The sequence below is a fragment of the Pseudomonas sp. C2.3V genome (assembly GCF_058536325.1).
Map to the genome: position 1 here is coordinate 873,637 of NZ_JBZUBN010000001.1, position 17,332 is coordinate 890,968.

15 protein-coding genes are annotated in these 17,332 nt (G+C 50.2%); 7 read left to right on the plus strand and 8 right to left on the minus strand.

Annotation, left to right across the window (positions count from 1 at the left end; translation table 11 throughout):
• Positions 1–198 precede the first annotated feature (198 nt).
• From murJ to ispH, 6 genes are all read left to right on the plus strand, one after another.
• Complete coding sequence (gene murJ / locus AC4LF3_RS04150) at positions 199–1,737, plus strand: murein biosynthesis integral membrane protein MurJ (protein ID WP_026004125.1); 1,539 nt, start codon at positions 199–201, stop codon at positions 1,735–1,737.
• 99 nt (positions 1,738–1,836) lie between these two features.
• Positions 1,837–2,781: a bifunctional riboflavin kinase/FAD synthetase gene (ribF, locus tag AC4LF3_RS04155; RefSeq protein WP_019367076.1), complete on the plus strand. Its 945-nt coding sequence runs from the start codon at positions 1,837–1,839 to the stop codon at positions 2,779–2,781.
• Between the two features lie 10 nt (positions 2,782–2,791).
• Entirely contained in the window at positions 2,792–5,623 is a 2,832-nt protein-coding gene (gene ileS / locus AC4LF3_RS04160) for an isoleucine--tRNA ligase (protein ID WP_491834826.1), read from the plus strand.
• Positions 5,616–6,119 (plus strand): signal peptidase II, encoded by a 504-nt coding sequence (gene lspA / locus AC4LF3_RS04165; RefSeq protein WP_010797183.1) that lies wholly within the window; start codon positions 5,616–5,618, stop codon positions 6,117–6,119. Before ileS ends, lspA begins: the two co-directional genes overlap by 8 nt.
• On the plus strand, positions 6,112–6,558 hold the full coding sequence (locus tag AC4LF3_RS04170; protein WP_010797184.1) for an FKBP-type peptidyl-prolyl cis-trans isomerase: 447 nt from the start codon (positions 6,112–6,114) through the stop codon (positions 6,556–6,558). The genes lspA and AC4LF3_RS04170 overlap by 8 nt, the downstream gene beginning before the upstream one ends.
• 40 nt (positions 6,559–6,598) lie before the next feature.
• Entirely contained in the window at positions 6,599–7,543 is a 945-nt protein-coding gene (ispH, locus tag AC4LF3_RS04175) for a 4-hydroxy-3-methylbut-2-enyl diphosphate reductase (RefSeq protein WP_491834827.1), read from the plus strand.
• A gap of 36 nt (positions 7,544–7,579) precedes the next feature.
• Here ispH and AC4LF3_RS04180 read toward each other — a convergent pair whose 3' ends face one another.
• The 7 genes from AC4LF3_RS04180 to AC4LF3_RS04210 form a co-directional block, all read right to left on the minus strand.
• A complete protein-coding gene (locus tag AC4LF3_RS04180; protein WP_491834828.1) occupies positions 7,580–8,029 on the minus strand; it encodes a type IV pilin protein in 450 nt (149 codons plus the stop codon).
• Between the two features lie 2 nt (positions 8,030–8,031).
• On the minus strand, positions 8,032–11,637 hold the full coding sequence (locus AC4LF3_RS04185; protein ID WP_491834829.1) for a pilus assembly protein: 3,606 nt from the start codon (positions 11,635–11,637) through the stop codon (positions 8,032–8,034).
• A gap of 12 nt (positions 11,638–11,649) precedes the next feature.
• Positions 11,650–12,213 (minus strand): pilus assembly PilX family protein, encoded by a 564-nt coding sequence (locus tag AC4LF3_RS04190; protein WP_122043381.1) that lies wholly within the window; start codon positions 12,211–12,213, stop codon positions 11,650–11,652.
• Positions 12,210–12,986, minus strand: coding sequence for a PilW family protein (locus AC4LF3_RS04195; RefSeq protein WP_491834830.1), 777 nt, complete (start codon positions 12,984–12,986; stop codon positions 12,210–12,212). Before AC4LF3_RS04195 ends, AC4LF3_RS04190 begins: the two co-directional genes overlap by 4 nt.
• Positions 12,952–13,500 carry a type IV pilus modification protein PilV gene (gene pilV, locus AC4LF3_RS04200; protein ID WP_491834831.1) on the minus strand — a complete coding sequence of 183 codons (549 nt, stop codon included), beginning with the start codon at positions 13,498–13,500 and terminating at the stop codon, positions 12,952–12,954. Before pilV ends, AC4LF3_RS04195 begins: the two co-directional genes overlap by 35 nt.
• A gap of 8 nt (positions 13,501–13,508) precedes the next feature.
• Positions 13,509–14,042 (minus strand): GspH/FimT family pseudopilin, encoded by a 534-nt coding sequence (locus AC4LF3_RS04205; RefSeq protein ID WP_122044845.1) that lies wholly within the window; start codon positions 14,040–14,042, stop codon positions 13,509–13,511.
• A gap of 229 nt (positions 14,043–14,271) precedes the next feature.
• Positions 14,272–14,772 carry a GspH/FimT family pseudopilin gene (locus AC4LF3_RS04210; RefSeq protein WP_491834832.1) on the minus strand — a complete coding sequence of 167 codons (501 nt, stop codon included), beginning with the start codon at positions 14,770–14,772 and terminating at the stop codon, positions 14,272–14,274.
• Between the two features lie 107 nt (positions 14,773–14,879).
• Here AC4LF3_RS04210 and thiO point away from each other — a divergent pair, with 107 nt between their 5' ends.
• Positions 14,880–15,989, plus strand: a complete 1,110-nt coding sequence (gene thiO / locus AC4LF3_RS04215) for a glycine oxidase ThiO (protein ID WP_491834833.1) — start codon at positions 14,880–14,882, stop codon at positions 15,987–15,989.
• On the opposite strand, the gene AC4LF3_RS04220 is transcribed toward thiO, so the two are convergent.
• Positions 15,990–17,330, minus strand: coding sequence for a sigma-54-dependent transcriptional regulator (locus AC4LF3_RS04220; protein WP_219650701.1), 1,341 nt, complete (start codon positions 17,328–17,330; stop codon positions 15,990–15,992).
• Positions 17,331–17,332 lie beyond the last annotated feature (2 nt).

Consider the following 17,332-nt stretch of genomic DNA (forward strand, 5'->3'; position numbering starts at 1 on the left):
ATAAGGCCGCGAATCATGCCGATGTGTTAATCGATTGTCAAGGTTATAAAGACGGCTGGACGAGTGGTTGGTAACAACTGCATCTGTACGTGCTTTATCTGTTTGATCGTCCTACACTCGCGGGCTTGCCTATGAGGCATCTTCTTGAGGCTTGGAGACACACAGGCCCTGTAATCGGTATGTATAGAATCCAAACGCATGAACCTTCTTAAATCGCTAGCTGCGGTTAGCTCAATGACGCTTGTTTCCCGGGTGTTGGGCTTTATTCGCGATACCATCGTAGCACGTATTTTTGGCGCAGGGATCGCCACTGATGCTTTCTTCGTAGCGTTCAAGCTGCCGAATCTGTTGCGGCGCATCTTTGCAGAGGGCGCATTCTCCCAGGCGTTTGTCCCGATTCTGGCAGAATACAAGAGCCAGCGCGGAGAAGAGGCGACCCGAACCTTTATCGCCTACGTATCAGGCCTGCTGACGCTGGTCCTGGCGATTGTGACCCTGGTGGGCATGGTAGCTGCGCCCTGGGTTATCTGGATTACCGCCCCTGGCTTTAGCGATACGCCTGAAAAGTTTGCGCTGACCACTTCACTTCTTCGCGTAACCTTTCCGTATATTCTGTTGATTTCCCTGTCATCACTTGCCGGTGCAGTGCTCAACACGTGGAACCGGTTCTCCGTCCCGGCGTTTGTGCCCACGCTCCTAAACGTCAGCATGATCTTTTTTGCTGTCTTCCTGACGCCATACTTTGATCCACCGGTCATGGTGCTTGGATGGGCTGTACTGGCGGGCGGTTTTCTACAGCTGGTGTACCAACTGCCACACTTGAAAAAAATTGGCATGCTTGTGCTGCCTCGCCTCAATCTACGGGATAGCGGAGTCTGGCGGGTATTGAGGCAAATGATCCCGGCCATTATCGGAGTGTCGGTTAGCCAGATTTCCCTGATCATCAACACCATCTTTGCCTCTTTTCTGGCTGCCGGTTCGGTTTCATGGATGTATTACGCCGACCGCTTGATGGAGCTGCCTTCCGGTGTTCTGGGTGTTGCGCTCGGTACTATCCTTTTGCCGGCGCTAGCCAAGACTTATGCCAAGGATGATCGGCACGAATACTCCCGCCTTTTGGATTGGGGACTTAGGCTCTGCTTTCTTTTGGTTCTGCCGTGCTCGTTGGCGCTAGCGATTCTGTCCGAGCCGCTGACTATTTCCCTGTTCCAGTACGGTCGTTTTACGGCTCATGATGCACAAATGACCCAACATGCCTTGATCGCCTATTCGGTAGGTTTGGTCGGAATCATTTTGGTCAAGGTGCTGGCCCCTGGGTTTTATGCTCGACAGAACATCAAGACGCCTGTTCGGATCGCTATTTTCACATTGGTAATAACCCAGCTCATGAACCTGGCCTTTATTGGTCCGCTTCAGCATGTAGGTCTGGCCTTGGCGATCGGGCTGGCCGCCTGTATCAACGCGGGTCTTCTCTATTGGCAGTTGAGAAAGCACAAGCTTTTCGAGCCGCAGCCCGGATGGACCTTGTTCCTGATCAAGCTAGTGGTTGCGGTTGTGGTCATGTCGACCGTACTTCTAGGGCTGCTTTATGTCATGCCCGCATGGGATCAGGGCAATATGCTGGCGCGCTTTTCACGGCTTGGACTGGTAGTTGCTGCTGGGGTGATCGCTTATTTTGGCGTGTTGGCGGCATTTGGATTTCGTATCAAAGACTTCACGAAAAAAGCGCTGGCATGACCAATGGCTTGATGTTCATGGGCAAGCTTGTCAGTGACTGCCTGTTGTCTGCGGGCAAGCGTGCGTATAATCGTAGAATTTGCAAATAGAACGCGTGCTATGCAGCTGGTTCGAGGCCTTCATAATCTCAGTCCCCTGCCGCAGGGCTGTGTTGCCACCATAGGCAATTTCGACGGAGTACACCTGGGACATCAGGCGATTCTGGCTCGTCTGCATGAACGAGCAATAGAGCTCAGAGTGCCTAGTTGTGTAGTTATATTCGAGCCACAGCCGCGTGAGTACTTTGCGCCTGAACAAGCTCCAGTGCGGTTGACGCGCCTTCGCGAGAAGCTGGAGTTGCTATCCAAGGCAGGCGTAGACCGTGTTGTGTGTCTGGCCTTCAACCGTCGACTGCGCGAGCTTTCAGCACGAGCCTTTATCGATCAGGTGCTTATCCAGGGATTGGGCATCAAGCACCTTGAGGTCGGGGATGACTTCCGCTTTGGCTGTGACCGTGCTGGCGATTTTGATTTTCTGGTCGATGCAGGGCGGATCAACGGGTTTACGGTTGAGGCCGCTACAACGGTCGAGTTGGATGGCATGAGAATAAGCAGTACGCGCATTCGAGAAGCGTTGGCTTCGGGGGATCTGTCTCTTGCAAATCGAATGCTGGGACGCCCCTATACCTTATCTGGGCGTGTACTGCATGGACAGAAGCTTGCTCGCCAATTAGGCTGGCCTACTGCTAATGTTCAGCTGAAGCGCCGTCTGCCACCCATGAAAGGGGTTTATCTGGTCAACGTGGATATTCATGGCCAGATCCGGGGAGGCGTTGCAAATATTGGTCTTCGTCCTACTGTAAAAGGCGATGGCCGTCCCCATCTTGAAGTACATCTTCTCGAATATGCTGGCGATCTGTATGGTCAGCATCTGACTGTTGTTTTTCACCGCAAGCTGCGAGACGAGCAGCGTTTCGCCTCTCTGGAGGCATTGAAGGCGGCGATTGATGCCGATGTCGCCGCCGCCCGAGCTTATTGGCTGGGCCAACCGCTTGATGAGATCTGAAGAGCCCGAAATGACCGATTACAAAGCCACGCTTAACCTTCCAGCTACCGATTTCCCCATGAAAGCCGGCTTGCCGCAACGCGAGCCTGAAACCCTCAAGTACTGGAATGGTATTGGTCTCTACCAAAAGCTGCGCGAAATTGGCAAAGGGCGTCCTACCTTTATCCTTCATGATGGCCCGCCCTATGCCAACGGCAATATTCATATTGGTCATGCGGTCAACAAGATCATCAAGGACATTATTGTCCGCTCCAAAACCCTGTCGGGTTATGACGCACCCTATGTTCCCGGCTGGGATTGCCATGGCCTGCCTATCGAACACAAGGTTGAGATCACCCACGGCAAGAATCTGCCAGCAGACAAAACCCGCGAACTCTGCCGTGCCTATGCGGCTGAGCAGGTAGAAGGACAGAAAGCCGACTTCATTCGCTTGGGTGTGTTGGGTGAGTGGGATAATCCCTACAAAACCATGGATTATGCCAACGAGGCGGGAGAAATCCGTGCATTGGCTGAAATGGTTCGTAAAGGCTTTGTATTCAAGGGTCTGAAGCCGGTCAACTGGTGCTTCGATTGCGGTTCTGCATTGGCCGAAGCTGAAGTGGAATACGCGGACAAGCAGTCCATGACGATCGATGTAGCCTTCCCCTGCGCCGAGGATGACAAGCTTGCTGCTGCCTTCGGCCTGGAAGCGCTGCCCAAGAAAGCCTATATCGTCATCTGGACTACCACACCCTGGACCATCCCGGCCAACCAGGCGCTTAATGTGCATCCCGAGTTTGACTATGCACTGGTAGATGTAGGCGACAAGCTGCTTCTGCTGGCTGAGGAGCTGGTCGAGAGCTGCCTTGCGCGGTACTCGCTGGAAGGACAGGTCATCGCGACGGCTAAGGGTGAAGCGCTGGAGCTGATCGCTTTCAATCATCCTTTCTACGATCGCCGTTCGCCCATTTACCTTGCTGACTATGTTGAACTGGGTGCTGGTACGGGTATTGTGCACAGTGCGCCTGCTTACGGTGAGGATGACTTCCGGTCCTGCAAGCGCTACGGCATGACCAACGATGACATCCTGAGCCCCGTGCAGAGCAACGGCGTCTATGTCGAGTCGTTGCCCTTCTTTGGTGGTCAGTTCATCTGGAAAGTCAATCCCGCCATTGTCGAGAAGCTGCGCGAAGTCGGCTGCCTGATGGCCAGCGAGAATATCACTCACAGCTACATGCATTGCTGGCGTCACAAAACCCCACTGATCTACCGTGCGACCGCGCAGTGGTTTGTGGGCATGGACAAGCAGCCAGTAGAGGGCGGCACCCTTCGTGAGCGTGCCTTGGCAGGCATCGAGCAGACCCAGTTTGTGCCCGCCTGGGGACAGGCCCGTTTGCATGGCATGATTGCCGGTCGGCCTGACTGGTGTATCTCGCGTCAGCGTACCTGGGGTGTCCCGATTCCATTCTTCCTGCATAAGGAAAGCGGAGAGCTGCATCCTCGCACGGTAGAGTTGATGGAAGAGGTTGCTCAGCGCGTTGAGCAGGCCGGTATCGAGGCATGGTTCAAGCTGGATGCTGCCGAGTTGCTGGGTGATGAAGCCGCCCAGTATGAAAAAATCGCTGATACGTTGGACGTCTGGTTTGACTCGGGCACTACCCATTGGCATGTGCTGCGTGGCTCGCATCAGCTGGGCCATGATCAAGGGCCGGTTGCTGACCTGTATCTGGAAGGCTCCGACCAGCATCGTGGTTGGTTCCACTCATCGCTGCTGACCGGTTGTGCCATCGACGACCACCCACCCTACAAAGCATTGCTCACGCACGGGTTTACCGTAGATGAGAATGGCCGCAAGATGTCCAAATCGCTGGGCAATGTGATTGCACCGCAGCAGGTGACGGATACGCTGGGCGCTGACATTTTGCGCCTATGGGTTTCGGCGACTGACTACTCGGGTGAAATGGCGGTTTCCCAACAGATCCTGCAGCGCTCGGCTGACTCTTATCGCCGTATCCGCAATACTGCACGTTTCCTCCTTTCCAACCTGAACGGCTTCGATCCTGAGCAGCATCTGCTGGCATCGGAAGACATGATCGCTATTGATCGCTGGGCTGTGGATCGCGCGCTCCTGTTGCAACATGAGCTTGAGGAAGCCTACAACGAGTATCGTTTCTGGAACGTGTACCAGAAAGTGCACAATTTCTGTGTGCATGAACTGGGTGGCTTCTATCTCGACATCATCAAGGATCGCCAGTACACCACGGGCACTGACAGCCGCGCTCGCCGTTCCTGCCAAACAGCCATGTTCCATATTGCGGAAGCACTGGTTCGCTGGATTGCGCCTATCTTGGCCTTCACTGCCGAGGAAATCTGGCAATACCTGCCAGGCAAGCGCAACGAGTCTGTCATGCTTAATACCTGGTATGACCAGTTGACCGAACTGCCAGCTGACACTGAGCTTGATCGCGCATTCTGGGATCAGGTGATGGCGGTCAAGGCTGCTGTCAACAAGGAGCTGGAAAACCAGCGTAACGCCAAGACAATCGGCGGCAACCTTCAGGCAGAAATCACGCTGTTCGTTGACGGCCCGCTGAGTGGGGTACTGAAGAAACTGGGTGAAGACCTGCGCTTTATCCTGATCACTTCTCGGGTCGAGGTTGCAACGTTTGACGAGGCGTCTGACGAAGCGGTAGAGAGCGAGGTAGCAGGTCTCAAACTTCTGGTTCGCAAATCAGGCAGCACCAAGTGTGCCCGTTGCTGGCACCATCGTGATGACGTAGGAATTGATCCCAACCACCCTGAAATCTGTGGCCGTTGCGTCAGTAACGTCTTTGGCAATGGTGAGGTGCGCCGCTATGCCTGAGGCAGGCCGTTTTGGCCGTCTGGCCTGGTTATGGTTGAGTGTGGTCGTCGTTGTGTTGGATCAACTGAGCAAGGCTTATTTTGAAGGGCAGCTCAGTCTGTATCAGCGCATCGAGGTGATTCCTGATCTGTTCAGCTGGACGCTCGCCTATAACACAGGCGCAGCGTTCAGCTTTCTGGCGGATCATTCCGGTTGGCAGCGTTGGCTTTTTGCTGCGATTGCCATTGCAGTCAGCATTACCCTGGTAGTCTGGCTCAAGCGGTTGGGACGCAACGATACCTGGATTGCTATTGCCCTGGCGCTGATCCTTGGCGGCGCTATCGGTAACCTGTACGACCGTATCGTGTTGGGGCACGTTATTGATTTCGTCCTTGTACATTGGCGGGAACATCTGTTTCCCGCTTTCAACTTGGCAGACAGCGCCATTACCGTAGGTGCCATCATGCTTGCCCTGGATATGTTCCGTACCAAAAAGACAGGAGAAGCCCATGTCTGAGATAACGGTTGGTCCGGAAACGCGCGTAACGCTCAATTTCGCGATCAAGCTGGAAAACGGCGATATTGTTGACACAACCTTTGACAAGGCGCCTGCAACGTTCAGGGTAGGGGACGGCAATCTCCTGCCTGGCTTCGAGCAAGCGTTGTTCGGCTTGCCTGAGGGCGCGCGTAGTAGCCTGACGATTCTGCCTGAGCAGGGGTTTGGTCAGCCAAACCCGCAAAATCTGCAGCAGATGCCTCGAGACGATTTCGAGAATATGGACTTGTCCGAAGGGTTGCTGATTATCTTTACCGATGCGGCAGGAGGCGAAATGCCCGGCATCGTTAAATCCTTCGATGATCATGCGGTGATTATAGACTTCAACCACCCGCTTGCTGGGCGCACGTTGACGTTCGAAGTCGAAATTATCGCCATTGAGCCGGTTGTTGCCCATTGAGGCCTGCTCAGTAGCAGACGCTGAGCGAAAGGAATTCAACATGCAAATCAAATTAGCCAACCCTCGCGGATTTTGCGCAGGGGTTGATCGCGCAATCGATATCGTCAATCGCGCGCTTGATGTGTTCGGCCCGCCGATCTATGTCCGACATGAAGTGGTGCATAACAAGTTCGTCGTAGAAAACCTGCGCAACCGTGGCGCTGTTTTTGTCGAAGAGCTGGATCAGGTGCCTGATGATGTTATCGTGATCTTCAGCGCCCATGGCGTTTCCCAGGCGGTACGCAAGGAAGCTGAAAACAGAGGGCTCAAGGTTTTTGATGCTACGTGTCCGCTGGTGACCAAAGTTCACATGGAAGTAGCCAAATACAGCCGTGACGGCCGCGAATGCATTCTGATTGGCCATGAAGGTCATCCGGAAGTAGAGGGCACTATGGGCCAGTACGATACGCGTAATGGCGGATCGATCTACCTTGTAGAAGACGAGGAAGACGTTGCGGCGCTTCAGGTCCGCAACCCTGACTCGCTAGCTTTCGTTACTCAGACTACGCTGTCTATGGACGACACAAGCAAGGTCATCGATGCCTTGCGCGGCAAGTTTCCGAACATTGGCGGCCCACGCAAAGACGACATCTGCTACGCCACTCAGAATCGCCAGGACGCGGTTAAAACACTAGCAACTGAGTCTGACATCGTTCTAGTCGTTGGAAGTCCTAATAGCTCCAATTCCAACCGTCTGCGTGAGCTATCCGAGCGTATGGGAACCCCAGCCTACCTTATCGATGGTGCAGAGGATCTCAAACAGGAGTGGTTCAGCGGGGTAGGGCGAATTGGTATTACAGCAGGCGCGTCAGCTCCTGAGATTCTGGTCAAAGGCGTTATTGACCAGCTGAAAACTTGGGGCGCGAGCGAGGGGCTAGAACTCGAAGGCCAGCCGGAGAATATAACGTTCTCGCTGCCGAAGGAGTTGAGATTAAAGGCTGTTTAAATAAAAAGGCCCGACTGGTTAGTCGGGCCTTTTTATTTAGCGCCAGCACTCTGTAGCGCTGCTGGTTCCCGAGGTACCTTTTTTGCCTTGAGCATTCAAGGTTAAATTTTGGCACTCTTTATCGTTCTTTTGTGGTCCGGCGGCTTTTGCTGTCAGCAAGTAAGGGCCATGTTTTGCATAATTCTCTTTTTCTTCGTTTTTGCTTCTATCATAAGAGGTTATATCAAGTTCGTAGTATCCGTTGTCAGATACAACTGTAGGGTTGCCTAGGCCCAAATCGGCCGGCGAAGCTGTATATTTATTGTTTTGCGCATAATAGCGCTCCATGCGGGCAGCAGCCTCGTTAAGCAGCGCTTGGCCTTCCGAGCGATGAGCACGCGTTACGTACCGGCTATAACTAGGTATGGCTATAGCTGCAATGATGGCTATTATTGCAACCGTAACCATCATTTCTATTAGCGTAAAACCTCTTAATCTTCGCTTCATTCTTATTCCTCGACAGGGATCGAGCGCCAGCTCTGGCGACGATTATTCTTGCTTGTAAGGCTAACGGATTTTTTCACTCCGCTATCGTCGGTGGTCGTTCCGCTAATGTTGATCAGTGTTCCTAATGTACTGGTAGAGGGACCGCTAATTAAACCCTCTAAGAAAATTCGTGAATACTTAGTGGATGTTCCGAGCTCCAACGTATTTGACGCCCCACCCGTGTAGGGATCAAATGTATTCAACCACGTAGTAACGCCTTGGCTGCAAGGGTCTGCATTTGGGACAAGCGAAGTCACTATAGCTGTTCCGCCTGCAAGACTTGGTCTGTTAACTACCATCTCGCCAGTCAACGGAAAATCAATATAGTAACCATAAAGGCCAGTTTTATTAGTAGTTGGGTCATACCATTTGACGGTGTTATTGCTTAGCGTTGACGCCTGTGATTCAACGCTATCACCGCTAGCGCTTATGTAAGTTATTTTTACGCTCTGGCTAAAGTTCTGAGCCTGAAGATTGCTTCTTGAAACTGTGGGAGTGCTAGAGGCTACGCCTGAAGTCTGCCGGTCCCAAATTCCATAAATACTCATGGCTTTGGTTGCATTGGCGCTGGAATCGATATCTTCAATATATTTTCCTGTGCCAAATATAACAATATGCCCTGTCCCGCTAGGATGCTTAACTAAATAAGGGCTAGCAGTAATGGGCTGAGTTAAATTTGTTGCTCCAGTAGCATAGGTACCAGCAGTGGCTTTGAAAAGTGGCGCGTTTCCAAATGCTACTTTAAAGTCGCTTGCAGTCGCTGTACCTAGTAGACCTTGTGCTCCAATCAAATCGAAACGCCACATATTGCCTTGCAGATCACCTGCGTATACATAATCAGCGATCAAGTCCCCATTGACGTCTGCAACGAAAGGAGATGAAAGTCCATTTGTAGCATTACTGCCGGACGCAGTTAGTGCTGCTAACTTGCTGCCATCTTTAATGTTCATTAGATAAAGAACGGCTTTGTCATTAACACTGTTATATCCGTTAGCCACTATAACTGCCCAGTTCCCATCGTGCAGGCGAGCAATTTGAGGCTTGGAATAGGTAAAGCCAAGATCTGCATAATCGATATCGCTGGAGCTTTTTTCCCACAACAGCACGGGATTTTTAGGGTCCGTTATATCTAAGGCAAACAATGACCTTCCGCCGCCACGTAGGCTGCCCACCAATACGGTATGCCAAGCACCATCAAAGTAAACATCCGAAGCTGTAGGAGACCCATCGACATAGTATTGATGAGCAGAGTTGTTATAACTGGGGTCTGAGAGTTTGTAGAGATTTCCAATAACTGCGCTTGGTATAAAAGCGAATTGTTCATTACCGCTGTCATCAAAAGCATGCAGCATGCCATCATTGGCACCCACATAGATCCTTGCTGCGCGTGATGCCCATTTGGTTTTATACGCGGTATAGCTAGCTGACGCGGAGCCATCGCTATTGACCACGGTAGCATTCATCAGAGCCGTAGAGCCGCTGGGCGCTCCAACAAGTACCGGCGTTGAATTGATGATATCCCCTAAAATATGCTTCCGAACCCTAAAGCTAGGTGCTTTTGTAGGGCTCTCATAGGTTCTATCGCCACGTAAATAATTAACCCTCAACTGGCCATTGGAGTCTTTACCACTTAGCGTCATATTTAAGCTGGTTTGCTGAATGCTGCTAAGGTTATTCCATGAGAAATCTTGCAGTTTATTAGTAGTGTTTGAGCTGGCAATATAAACCTTACGCTTTGCGTAATTTGTATTTCCTAACCCATAGGTTGTATTCAAGAGGGCCTGTGCGCTCCATACTTTAGAGTTTTTAGTATTTGAGCGACTCGACTTAATAAGGTCTCCACTCCAATCTTGGCTCGAAAAAGAGGGCGTATATGTGTAGAGAGAAGTAGAATTGCTCTCTTGAAAAGGAGAGCTGAGTGCTTGTCCTGCAGACGCGGTTTCCGCTTCGCTAATTCTGCTGACAATATTTTGCATTGCCGTGACGAGTGCATCAGGGCTCTCTACGCTAAAGAACTCTCCTCTGGAGTTAATTGCCGTATGCCACAAGTCATAAACATTATTGTCGCTGTCGCTCGCCGCTGCTGGCCACTGCACATTGCCAGCTAATAAACCGCTATATCCTCCCGAATAGGTGTCTCCGTCCCACTTTGGATTTATTAACGATTCACTTAAGCCAAGGCCTAGCGTGTAATTAACCAAGTGCTGCCAATTAGCAGGATCATTTTTAGGGTTCCAATACTGAGCTTTGGCATCACTAATAGACTCTCTGATATAGGGGGAGAGATTGTTAGATATATTGGGTTGCGCATCCGTGGCCCAGTATTTAAATGCAAGGTCAGCCAGTGTATTGGCGGCGCTATCTATGAAAGGTGCCCTTGGTGTGTAGACAGTTCCGTCAGGAAGGGTGGTGCTATTACTATCTACGTTTCCTACGGAGAAATTGTCTGAGTTCCATTTCCCGTCTGTCATCATGATGTGGTAACTGGGACGACAAGCATATTCAGGCGATTGGGTTCTTCCGGGATCGTAAGCATAGGGGGCATCAGAACCGGTGGTTTGTAAGAATCTACCTGCGCGGTCTAATGCTGAGCGTAACGGTGTACCCGTATTGTAGTTGATATCTCCAAGCCAAGTGAAGAAGTTTGCCTTGGCCTGACCTGTAAAGGTACGCAGTTTATTGCTGCCGTTGTAACTGATGCCTCTGCAAGTCGTAGAGTTTAATGTTGTGCAGTTACTCAAGTCCTGCCAAGTTAGTCGAATGGACTCAGAGAAATTAGCGAACGCAATATTTGTTGCAGTTTGTGTTGCTAACGCTCGGTTACGATAGAAAGCATACCAGATGGCGAAGTTTTGTCTTTCATCTATACGCCCAGGACCTGATGTGCTGCTAACGTCGACTTTGCTATAACAATTATCGTTTGTAATAGTACAGTTAGAGGCTTGATTATAAATGTAATAATACGCAGGTACACCCTGTCTGGTGTTGTCTGTATACCAGCTTCTAAAGTCGCTGGCAGGATTTTCAGCTAGATAATAAATAACTCCTGTGCTTCCGCCGTAGTTAGTCGCATAACGGTTGTCAGCAAACACCTTGTCCTGGCCTCTAGAGGTATCATACTCCCAGGCAACTCGATAGTCCGAGCTAAGGTCTAAAGTTCCAAGTGATGGATTATAGCCATTGACATAAACTTTTTTGAAGTCAAAAGTTGTGCTATTACTTACAGGATATTCGGTGATAGTGACCGTGCCGGAGTTGAAGGTAACTTTTTTTGGGACTTCGTACTTTAAATTTGGGTTATAGTACATCGGGTTGAATGTAGAAGATTTAACCCTACGAGTAGCCCTAAGATTATTATTGGCATAACCCAGTGAGTCGGGGACAAACCCCCATTTCATGCTGTTTGAGTTGTCAAGCGTAACAATAATATTTGGTGCTACGCCTGTTGTGAGGAAAAGAGGTGCCTGCGGTAATGAGAGGTTAGCTGCTTCAGCTCTAACGGAAAACAATACGGCTACCGGTAGTAACGTGCCAATTAATAACCGGCTGGGAGAGGTAAGGAATTTCATCACGGCTCTCTTTTAGCGCTCTACGCTGATTACAGATTGTAGAATAACGGGGAAACGTTTTTGTTCGTTCGGGTAGGCCATAGACGTTACGCGATAGTAATACGTTACTGGCGATGTATTGTCGTAAGAGTAGCCACTCGCATCTATGGACTCTTGTCCCATATACGCCGCGTTCCAGCGAGGCCCGCTAGAAAATGAGGCTGGATAGGTGTCAGAGGAACCTTTGTAATCGATTGCATATTTAGATCCAATTGCCCACCAGTTTGAGCCCGCAACCGAATTTGTTTTGAAGCGGTCTGTGCCTAATATGCATAAGTTAGTATTAAGATTTTCAGTGCTAACTCCGCAATCTGCATAGCCTTCGCTTGCTGTTGGATGATTCAATAGTCTTCTTTCGCCTTCTCGTAATGCTGCCTCTGCCGCATTAGATGCTTGCTTACGTTCAGACACGCTTCCGCTTATTCGACTTTGTAACGCTGTTTCTCGAATACTCGCAGTTGCGATCAGGGTAATGAGTAATAGCATTACTAGAGCGACTAAAAGAACGGCTCCTTCCTGGCGTGAAGAGAGTTTCATGGCATTAAATTCCTTAAGGCAACGGTGCTTTGAGAAATTTGATAAAGTTTCTTTCCGTTGTTATCTAAGTTAGAGCCAGTAAGAGCGTTCCAGCGATTTATCGCGTCACTCGATATGCCATCCTGAACATTGTTTTGCGAGGAAAACAATGCTGCATAGCGGATGGACTGCACAGCAGAGTCATTAGTGTTAGGCAAAACAAACCATTTGAAGTCGGTCAAGCCTGTAACTAGAGTTGCGGTTTTACCTTGTGCAGTACAAGTTATTTTGCTGTCAGTCGAGCTGTAAGTTATTCGGCTGACAATGACTTTGCCTGAAGGGATCGAGTTGCCTAAGCAGTCCAAATCCCAATCGGCATCATTAGGGGCCTCTGCCCCTTGATAGCGAAAGCAGATGCTGTCACGATTATTTTTTAACTTGGCTATTTGATAGGTTTGTCCTGCTTGAAATGAAGGGCAACTGTCTATGCTTTTAGCTTCAGGAAAGCTTTGTATCATATTGTTTTTTAGTGGATCAGCTCTATATCCGGTTCTGGCTAGTTGCTGTTCGAGAACCATAAGAGCAAATCGACTATTGTCTTGATTATTCGCTTGGCTCTGTTGAAATGCGTAGCTGCGTTTGTTGGTGATATATATTTGGGATACGCCTAGTATCAAAAAGCAGCTAATGGTAAGGGCAACCATTATCTCTATAAGTGATAGCCCTGCTTGCTTAGAATGAGAGTTTATTTGGTTCATTTTAAAGTTCAGTACGCAAGCGATAGTAGCAAACATTATTGGCGCAGCTCCCTGAGTTGTCTTGCCACGCTATTTGAATCATAACGACAGAGCTATTGCTGCCGGAGGTGCAAGTATTGTCTGGAGTGCTTTGAGGGCATACGGCAAAATTGCTTTTTATTAAATCGTCGTTAACCGGAAGTTGAGCTTTAACTTGCATTAACCAACAGGTTAAGTCTTTTCTAGCCACAGCCTCTCCGCCCAAGCTACGATCTAAGCTTGCGCATGACTCTCCGCTTGCTAGCGGTGTCGTCTGAAAGTCACTATTTAGCGGCTTGTAATAGTTCGATGACGTTGTAAAAAGCGCACTGTTATTTCCAGGGTTGCTTCTCATCATTTCCAGCAAGTCGCCTGCCAGCATGGTGGCGTTATTAAGTTGTACAGAGTCCTGAGTAAGCTTAATGCTTCGCGTTTGAAGCGCAGCCATGCCTAATATTCCAATACAAAGTATTAGCAGACTGACCAAGACCTCAATCATGCTGAAGCCAGTGGAGTTGTTTTTTGAACTCATGCGCCGACTCATGCTTTACACCCCGTAACACCTGCCGTAGCTGCGGCATCTGTAGGGCTAGAGATATTTCCGTTTTGCTCTATTGTGATTTTTTTACCTTTCGCACCGGTTCCGCCCTTAGAGCAGATCAAAATAATTGACTCGCAATTCCCTTGAGTGCAGACAGCACCATTTGCTTTTGTAACGATTCCTAGTGGGCCAAAAGTGATCGATACTTTAGTGCCCGTTGCGTTTACGCTTTGTTGATTCAAGCCTGTGTCGCTGTAGTCTCGAAGGGTTTCTGAGCCACTAGTAATCTTAAGGCCCTGAGTCCATCCATCTGCCGAGGGTGCTGTTATCGTCACAGGTACTCCACGCGCAACAGCTTCACCACGGGTATACATAAGCGCCCCGTACAGCTCATTGCTGGTTGATTGCACTTGATTGGATTGGATCAGAAGAGAGAACTGTGGCATGGCTATGGTTGCAACGACAGCTACCAGCGCTACAACCACCATAAGCTCTATTAAGGTGAATCCAAGAGAGCCTCTGTAACGTAGCATGCTGAATCCCAAGTCAATTTTATGGCTATAGAGTGACGTCAGAACCTGTTTCTGTCGCCACTGAAGGGATGGCCGGATTCCATCCGTCGATAACCGGTCAACCTGCTATTGAGGTTGCTCATAAGTTGTGCTTTTCGACTTCATATGGCTTTAGAGTGGCTGCCATAAAGGTTCAATGCTCTGTATGTCGGTGATCAACAAGCCTAATAAATGTCTTATTTTTAATAGTTTATTGCATGCATAGTTCAGTAATCTCTTTGTTTCTTGCTTCACGTATCCGGCCTTGTCTGCTTAATACATACTTCCAAAGGACCGTATTTTTGGCGCTGCATAGAAAGAAAGTTCCGTTTCCGAATATTAATGTGCCGTTCCCTTGGAAGCGTATGCTATCCCTGTTTCCTCGCCAAAAGAGCTTGTCTGAGGATTCTATAGTGTGTGAAAGAAAGACTTCGCGTGTAGATGGAGACTGTATTAGCCAGCCTTTTTCCCATGTAGCGTCACAGTGGGTAGCATCACTTGAACCGCATACTTCTATCGCTCTGCCTTGTAAGATACTCATTGATCTTGCGTAGCCGATATGCTGGTTTAGCGTATCACCCAAAATGGTTCGATTATTTTTATCGAGAAAAAGTTTATAAGAGGGTAAGGCGATTAAGGCAATAACTACTGTTAAAGCCAGTACGATTATGAGCTCTAACAAGTTGAAGCCAGCTTGCTTCCTGGTATCCATATGAAACATATCCTTTGCGTGTAACATTACATCAGACCGTCCTGGTCATGGCGGTTTTTGCCAGTTGAGCAGATTCATGTCAAGAAGCCACTACAGAAGGATGTGACATGTTTTACGATGTGGTTGTAATTGGTGGTGGGGTCATAGGTCTGCTTACCTCCCTAAGGTTGGCCTTATCTGGCCAACGAATCGTACTTTTTGAGCGGGCTCAGGTTGGTAGTGAGGCCTCCTGGGCCGGCGGAGGTATCGTTTCTCCGCTTTATCCCTGGCGCTACAGCGCTCCCGTCACCGCGTTGGCGCACTGGTCTCAAGATTTCTACCCGGAACTTGGCGCTCAGCTTTTCGAAAGGACAGGTGTAGATCCTGAAGTCCATGTAACAGGGCTGTATTGGCTGGATCTTGATGATGAAGCTGAGGCGCTTGCCTGGGCCAAAGGCAAACAACGGCCTCTGGCCTCGGTACCTATTCAAGAGGCCTATTCCCACGTTCCGGTATTAGGGGAGGGCTTCAAGAAGGCTATTTATATGGCGGATGTGGCTAATGTTAGAAACCCGCGGCTGGTTAAGTCCCTTCATGCAGCTCTGGCTGCTATGCCCAACGTAACCATAAAGACTGGAAGCGAAGTGCAGGCATTTCTTCAGGAAGGGGACGCTGTTACCGGTGTCTATGTGGATGGCATTGCCGTCCAGTCTAGGCATGTTGTGGTTTCAGCGGGAGCATGGAGCGGCTCGTTATTGAAGAGCGTTGGCATCAGCTTGCCTGTCGAGCCGGTTAAGGGCCAGATGATGCTATTCAAATGCGCAGATGATTTTCTGCCCAGTATGGTGCTGGCTAAAGGGCGCTATGCCATTCCGCGGCGAGATGGGCATATTCTGGTAGGCAGTACATTGGAGCATGCAGACTTTGACAAGAAGCCTACCCAGGCAGCGCACGAAAGTCTTTTGCGTTCAGCCATCGAGCTGTTGCCTGCACTGGAAGGTAGCCCAATGGTCGCTCATTGGGCTGGGCTACGACCAGGATCGCCTGAAGGCATTCCCTATATTGGCCCAGTATCCGCGCGGCCTGGCTTGTGGCTCAACTGCGGTCATTATCGTAACGGTTTGGTTTTGGCGCCTGCCTCCTGCCAGCTGTTGACTAATCTGATCACAGGGGAGGCGCCTATCATCGATCCGGCACCTTATCTGCCGGATTCACGGCTGGAGATCAGCTACGTGTAATCAATCGATGCCCAGCTTTTTCAGGCGATACCGCATCGAGCGGAAGGAAAGCCCGAGCCGTTCAGCGGCAGCTGTACGGTTCCAGCGCGTCTCCTCAAGCGCTTGCATGATCAGCTTTCGCTCGATCTCCTCCAGATAATCCTCAAGATTACTGATATTGGCCAGACTGGTTTCGCCAGTGCTGGACGACTGGGGGGTATCTGCAAGGCGCAAATCGCTTGGTTTGATCAGGTTGTCTTCACAAAGGGTATAGGCTCGCTCAAGCATGTTCTCCAGCTCGCGAACATTACCCGGAAAGCGATAGCTCTTGAGTTTGGCGAGAGCATCATCTGTCAGCTGGGCCAGATCCTGTTGTGATTCCTTGGCGAGACGCTTCAGGATAGTCGAGCACAGTTCCGCAATGTCTTCACGTCGTTCACGTAGCGGAGGGACGCGAAGTTCGATGACGTTGAGGCGATAAAACAAGTCTTGCCGGAAGCGATCAGCGGCTACTTCGGCGGCCAGATCTTTATGTGTGGCACTTAATATCCGCACATCCAGCGCTACTTCCTGTTGCCCGCCGACGGGGCGTACAGCCTTTTCCTGAATGGCACGAAGCAGTTTTACCTGCATGGCTAGCGGCAGATCGGCGACTTCATCCAGAAATAAAGTACCGCCCTGGGCGGCCTGGAATAGGCCCTGTTTGTCTTCAATGGCGCCCGTAAAGCTGCCTTTTTTGTGACCAAAAAACTCGCTTTCCATCAGCTCTGATGGAATAGCGCCACAGTTGACTGGAATAAAAGGGCGATCCGCACGAGGGCCTTGCTCGTGAATCAGTCGGGCGACCAACTCTTTACCGCTGCCGGACTCACCGCTGATATAGACGGGCGCCTGGCTGCGAGCGAGTTTGCCGATCTGAGCCCGTAGCGTACGCATGGGCGGTGAGTCACCCAGCAGCCTGTGATCTGCCACCTTGATGGGGGCAGGCGCTGAGCTGCTCAGGCGTAAGGCGGTGCTTACAAGCTCCCGGAGTCGAGGAAGATCAACAGGTTTGGTCAGGTAATCGAAGGCGCCGGCTTTCAATGCCTGGATGGCCGTATCCAGACTTCCAAAAGCGGTAATCATGGCTACAGGAACATTTGGATATTTCTGCTGGATGTATTGCACAAGGTCAAGACCGGAGCCATCTGGAAGACGCATGTCGGTCAGACACAAGTCAAAGGATTCTCGAGCCAGCAGATCCTTTGCGTCTTTCACGTTCTTTGCGCTAAAGGTGTCGAGCTTCATGCGACCCAATGTAATTTCTAACAGCTCTCGGATATCGGGTTCGTCATCAACGATCAGGACTTTCTGTCGATTCATGT

Excerpts from the sequence above, each read along its gene's own strand:
- AC4LF3_RS04205 (WP_122044845.1), bottom strand. The coding sequence starts at position 14,042 with ATGCTACGTTACAGAGGCTCTCTTGGATTCACCTTAATAGAGCTTATG.
- thiO (WP_491834833.1), top strand. The coding sequence starts at position 14,880 with ATGTTTTACGATGTGGTTGTAATTGGTGGTGGGGTCATAGGTCTGCTT.
- lspA (WP_010797183.1), top strand. The coding sequence starts at position 5,616 with ATGCCTGAGGCAGGCCGTTTTGGCCGTCTGGCCTGGTTATGGTTGAGT.
- AC4LF3_RS04220 (WP_219650701.1), bottom strand. The coding sequence starts at position 17,330 with ATGAATCGACAGAAAGTCCTGATCGTTGATGACGAACCCGATATCCGA.
- AC4LF3_RS04195 (WP_491834830.1), bottom strand. The coding sequence starts at position 12,986 with ATGTTTGCTACTATCGCTTGCGTACTGAACTTTAAAATGAACCAAATA.
- AC4LF3_RS04210 (WP_491834832.1), bottom strand. The coding sequence starts at position 14,772 with ATGGATACCAGGAAGCAAGCTGGCTTCAACTTGTTAGAGCTCATAATC.
- AC4LF3_RS04190 (WP_122043381.1), bottom strand. The coding sequence starts at position 12,213 with ATGAAACTCTCTTCACGCCAGGAAGGAGCCGTTCTTTTAGTCGCTCTA.
- murJ (WP_026004125.1), top strand. The coding sequence starts at position 199 with ATGAACCTTCTTAAATCGCTAGCTGCGGTTAGCTCAATGACGCTTGTT.
- AC4LF3_RS04185 (WP_491834829.1), bottom strand. The coding sequence starts at position 11,637 with ATGAAATTCCTTACCTCTCCCAGCCGGTTATTAATTGGCACGTTACTA.
- AC4LF3_RS04170 (WP_010797184.1), top strand. The coding sequence starts at position 6,112 with ATGTCTGAGATAACGGTTGGTCCGGAAACGCGCGTAACGCTCAATTTC.
- ribF (WP_019367076.1), top strand. The coding sequence starts at position 1,837 with ATGCAGCTGGTTCGAGGCCTTCATAATCTCAGTCCCCTGCCGCAGGGC.
- ispH (WP_491834827.1), top strand. The coding sequence starts at position 6,599 with ATGCAAATCAAATTAGCCAACCCTCGCGGATTTTGCGCAGGGGTTGAT.
- pilV (WP_491834831.1), bottom strand. The coding sequence starts at position 13,500 with ATGAGTTCAAAAAACAACTCCACTGGCTTCAGCATGATTGAGGTCTTG.
- ileS (WP_491834826.1), top strand. The coding sequence starts at position 2,792 with ATGACCGATTACAAAGCCACGCTTAACCTTCCAGCTACCGATTTCCCC.
- AC4LF3_RS04180 (WP_491834828.1), bottom strand. The coding sequence starts at position 8,029 with ATGAAGCGAAGATTAAGAGGTTTTACGCTAATAGAAATGATGGTTACG.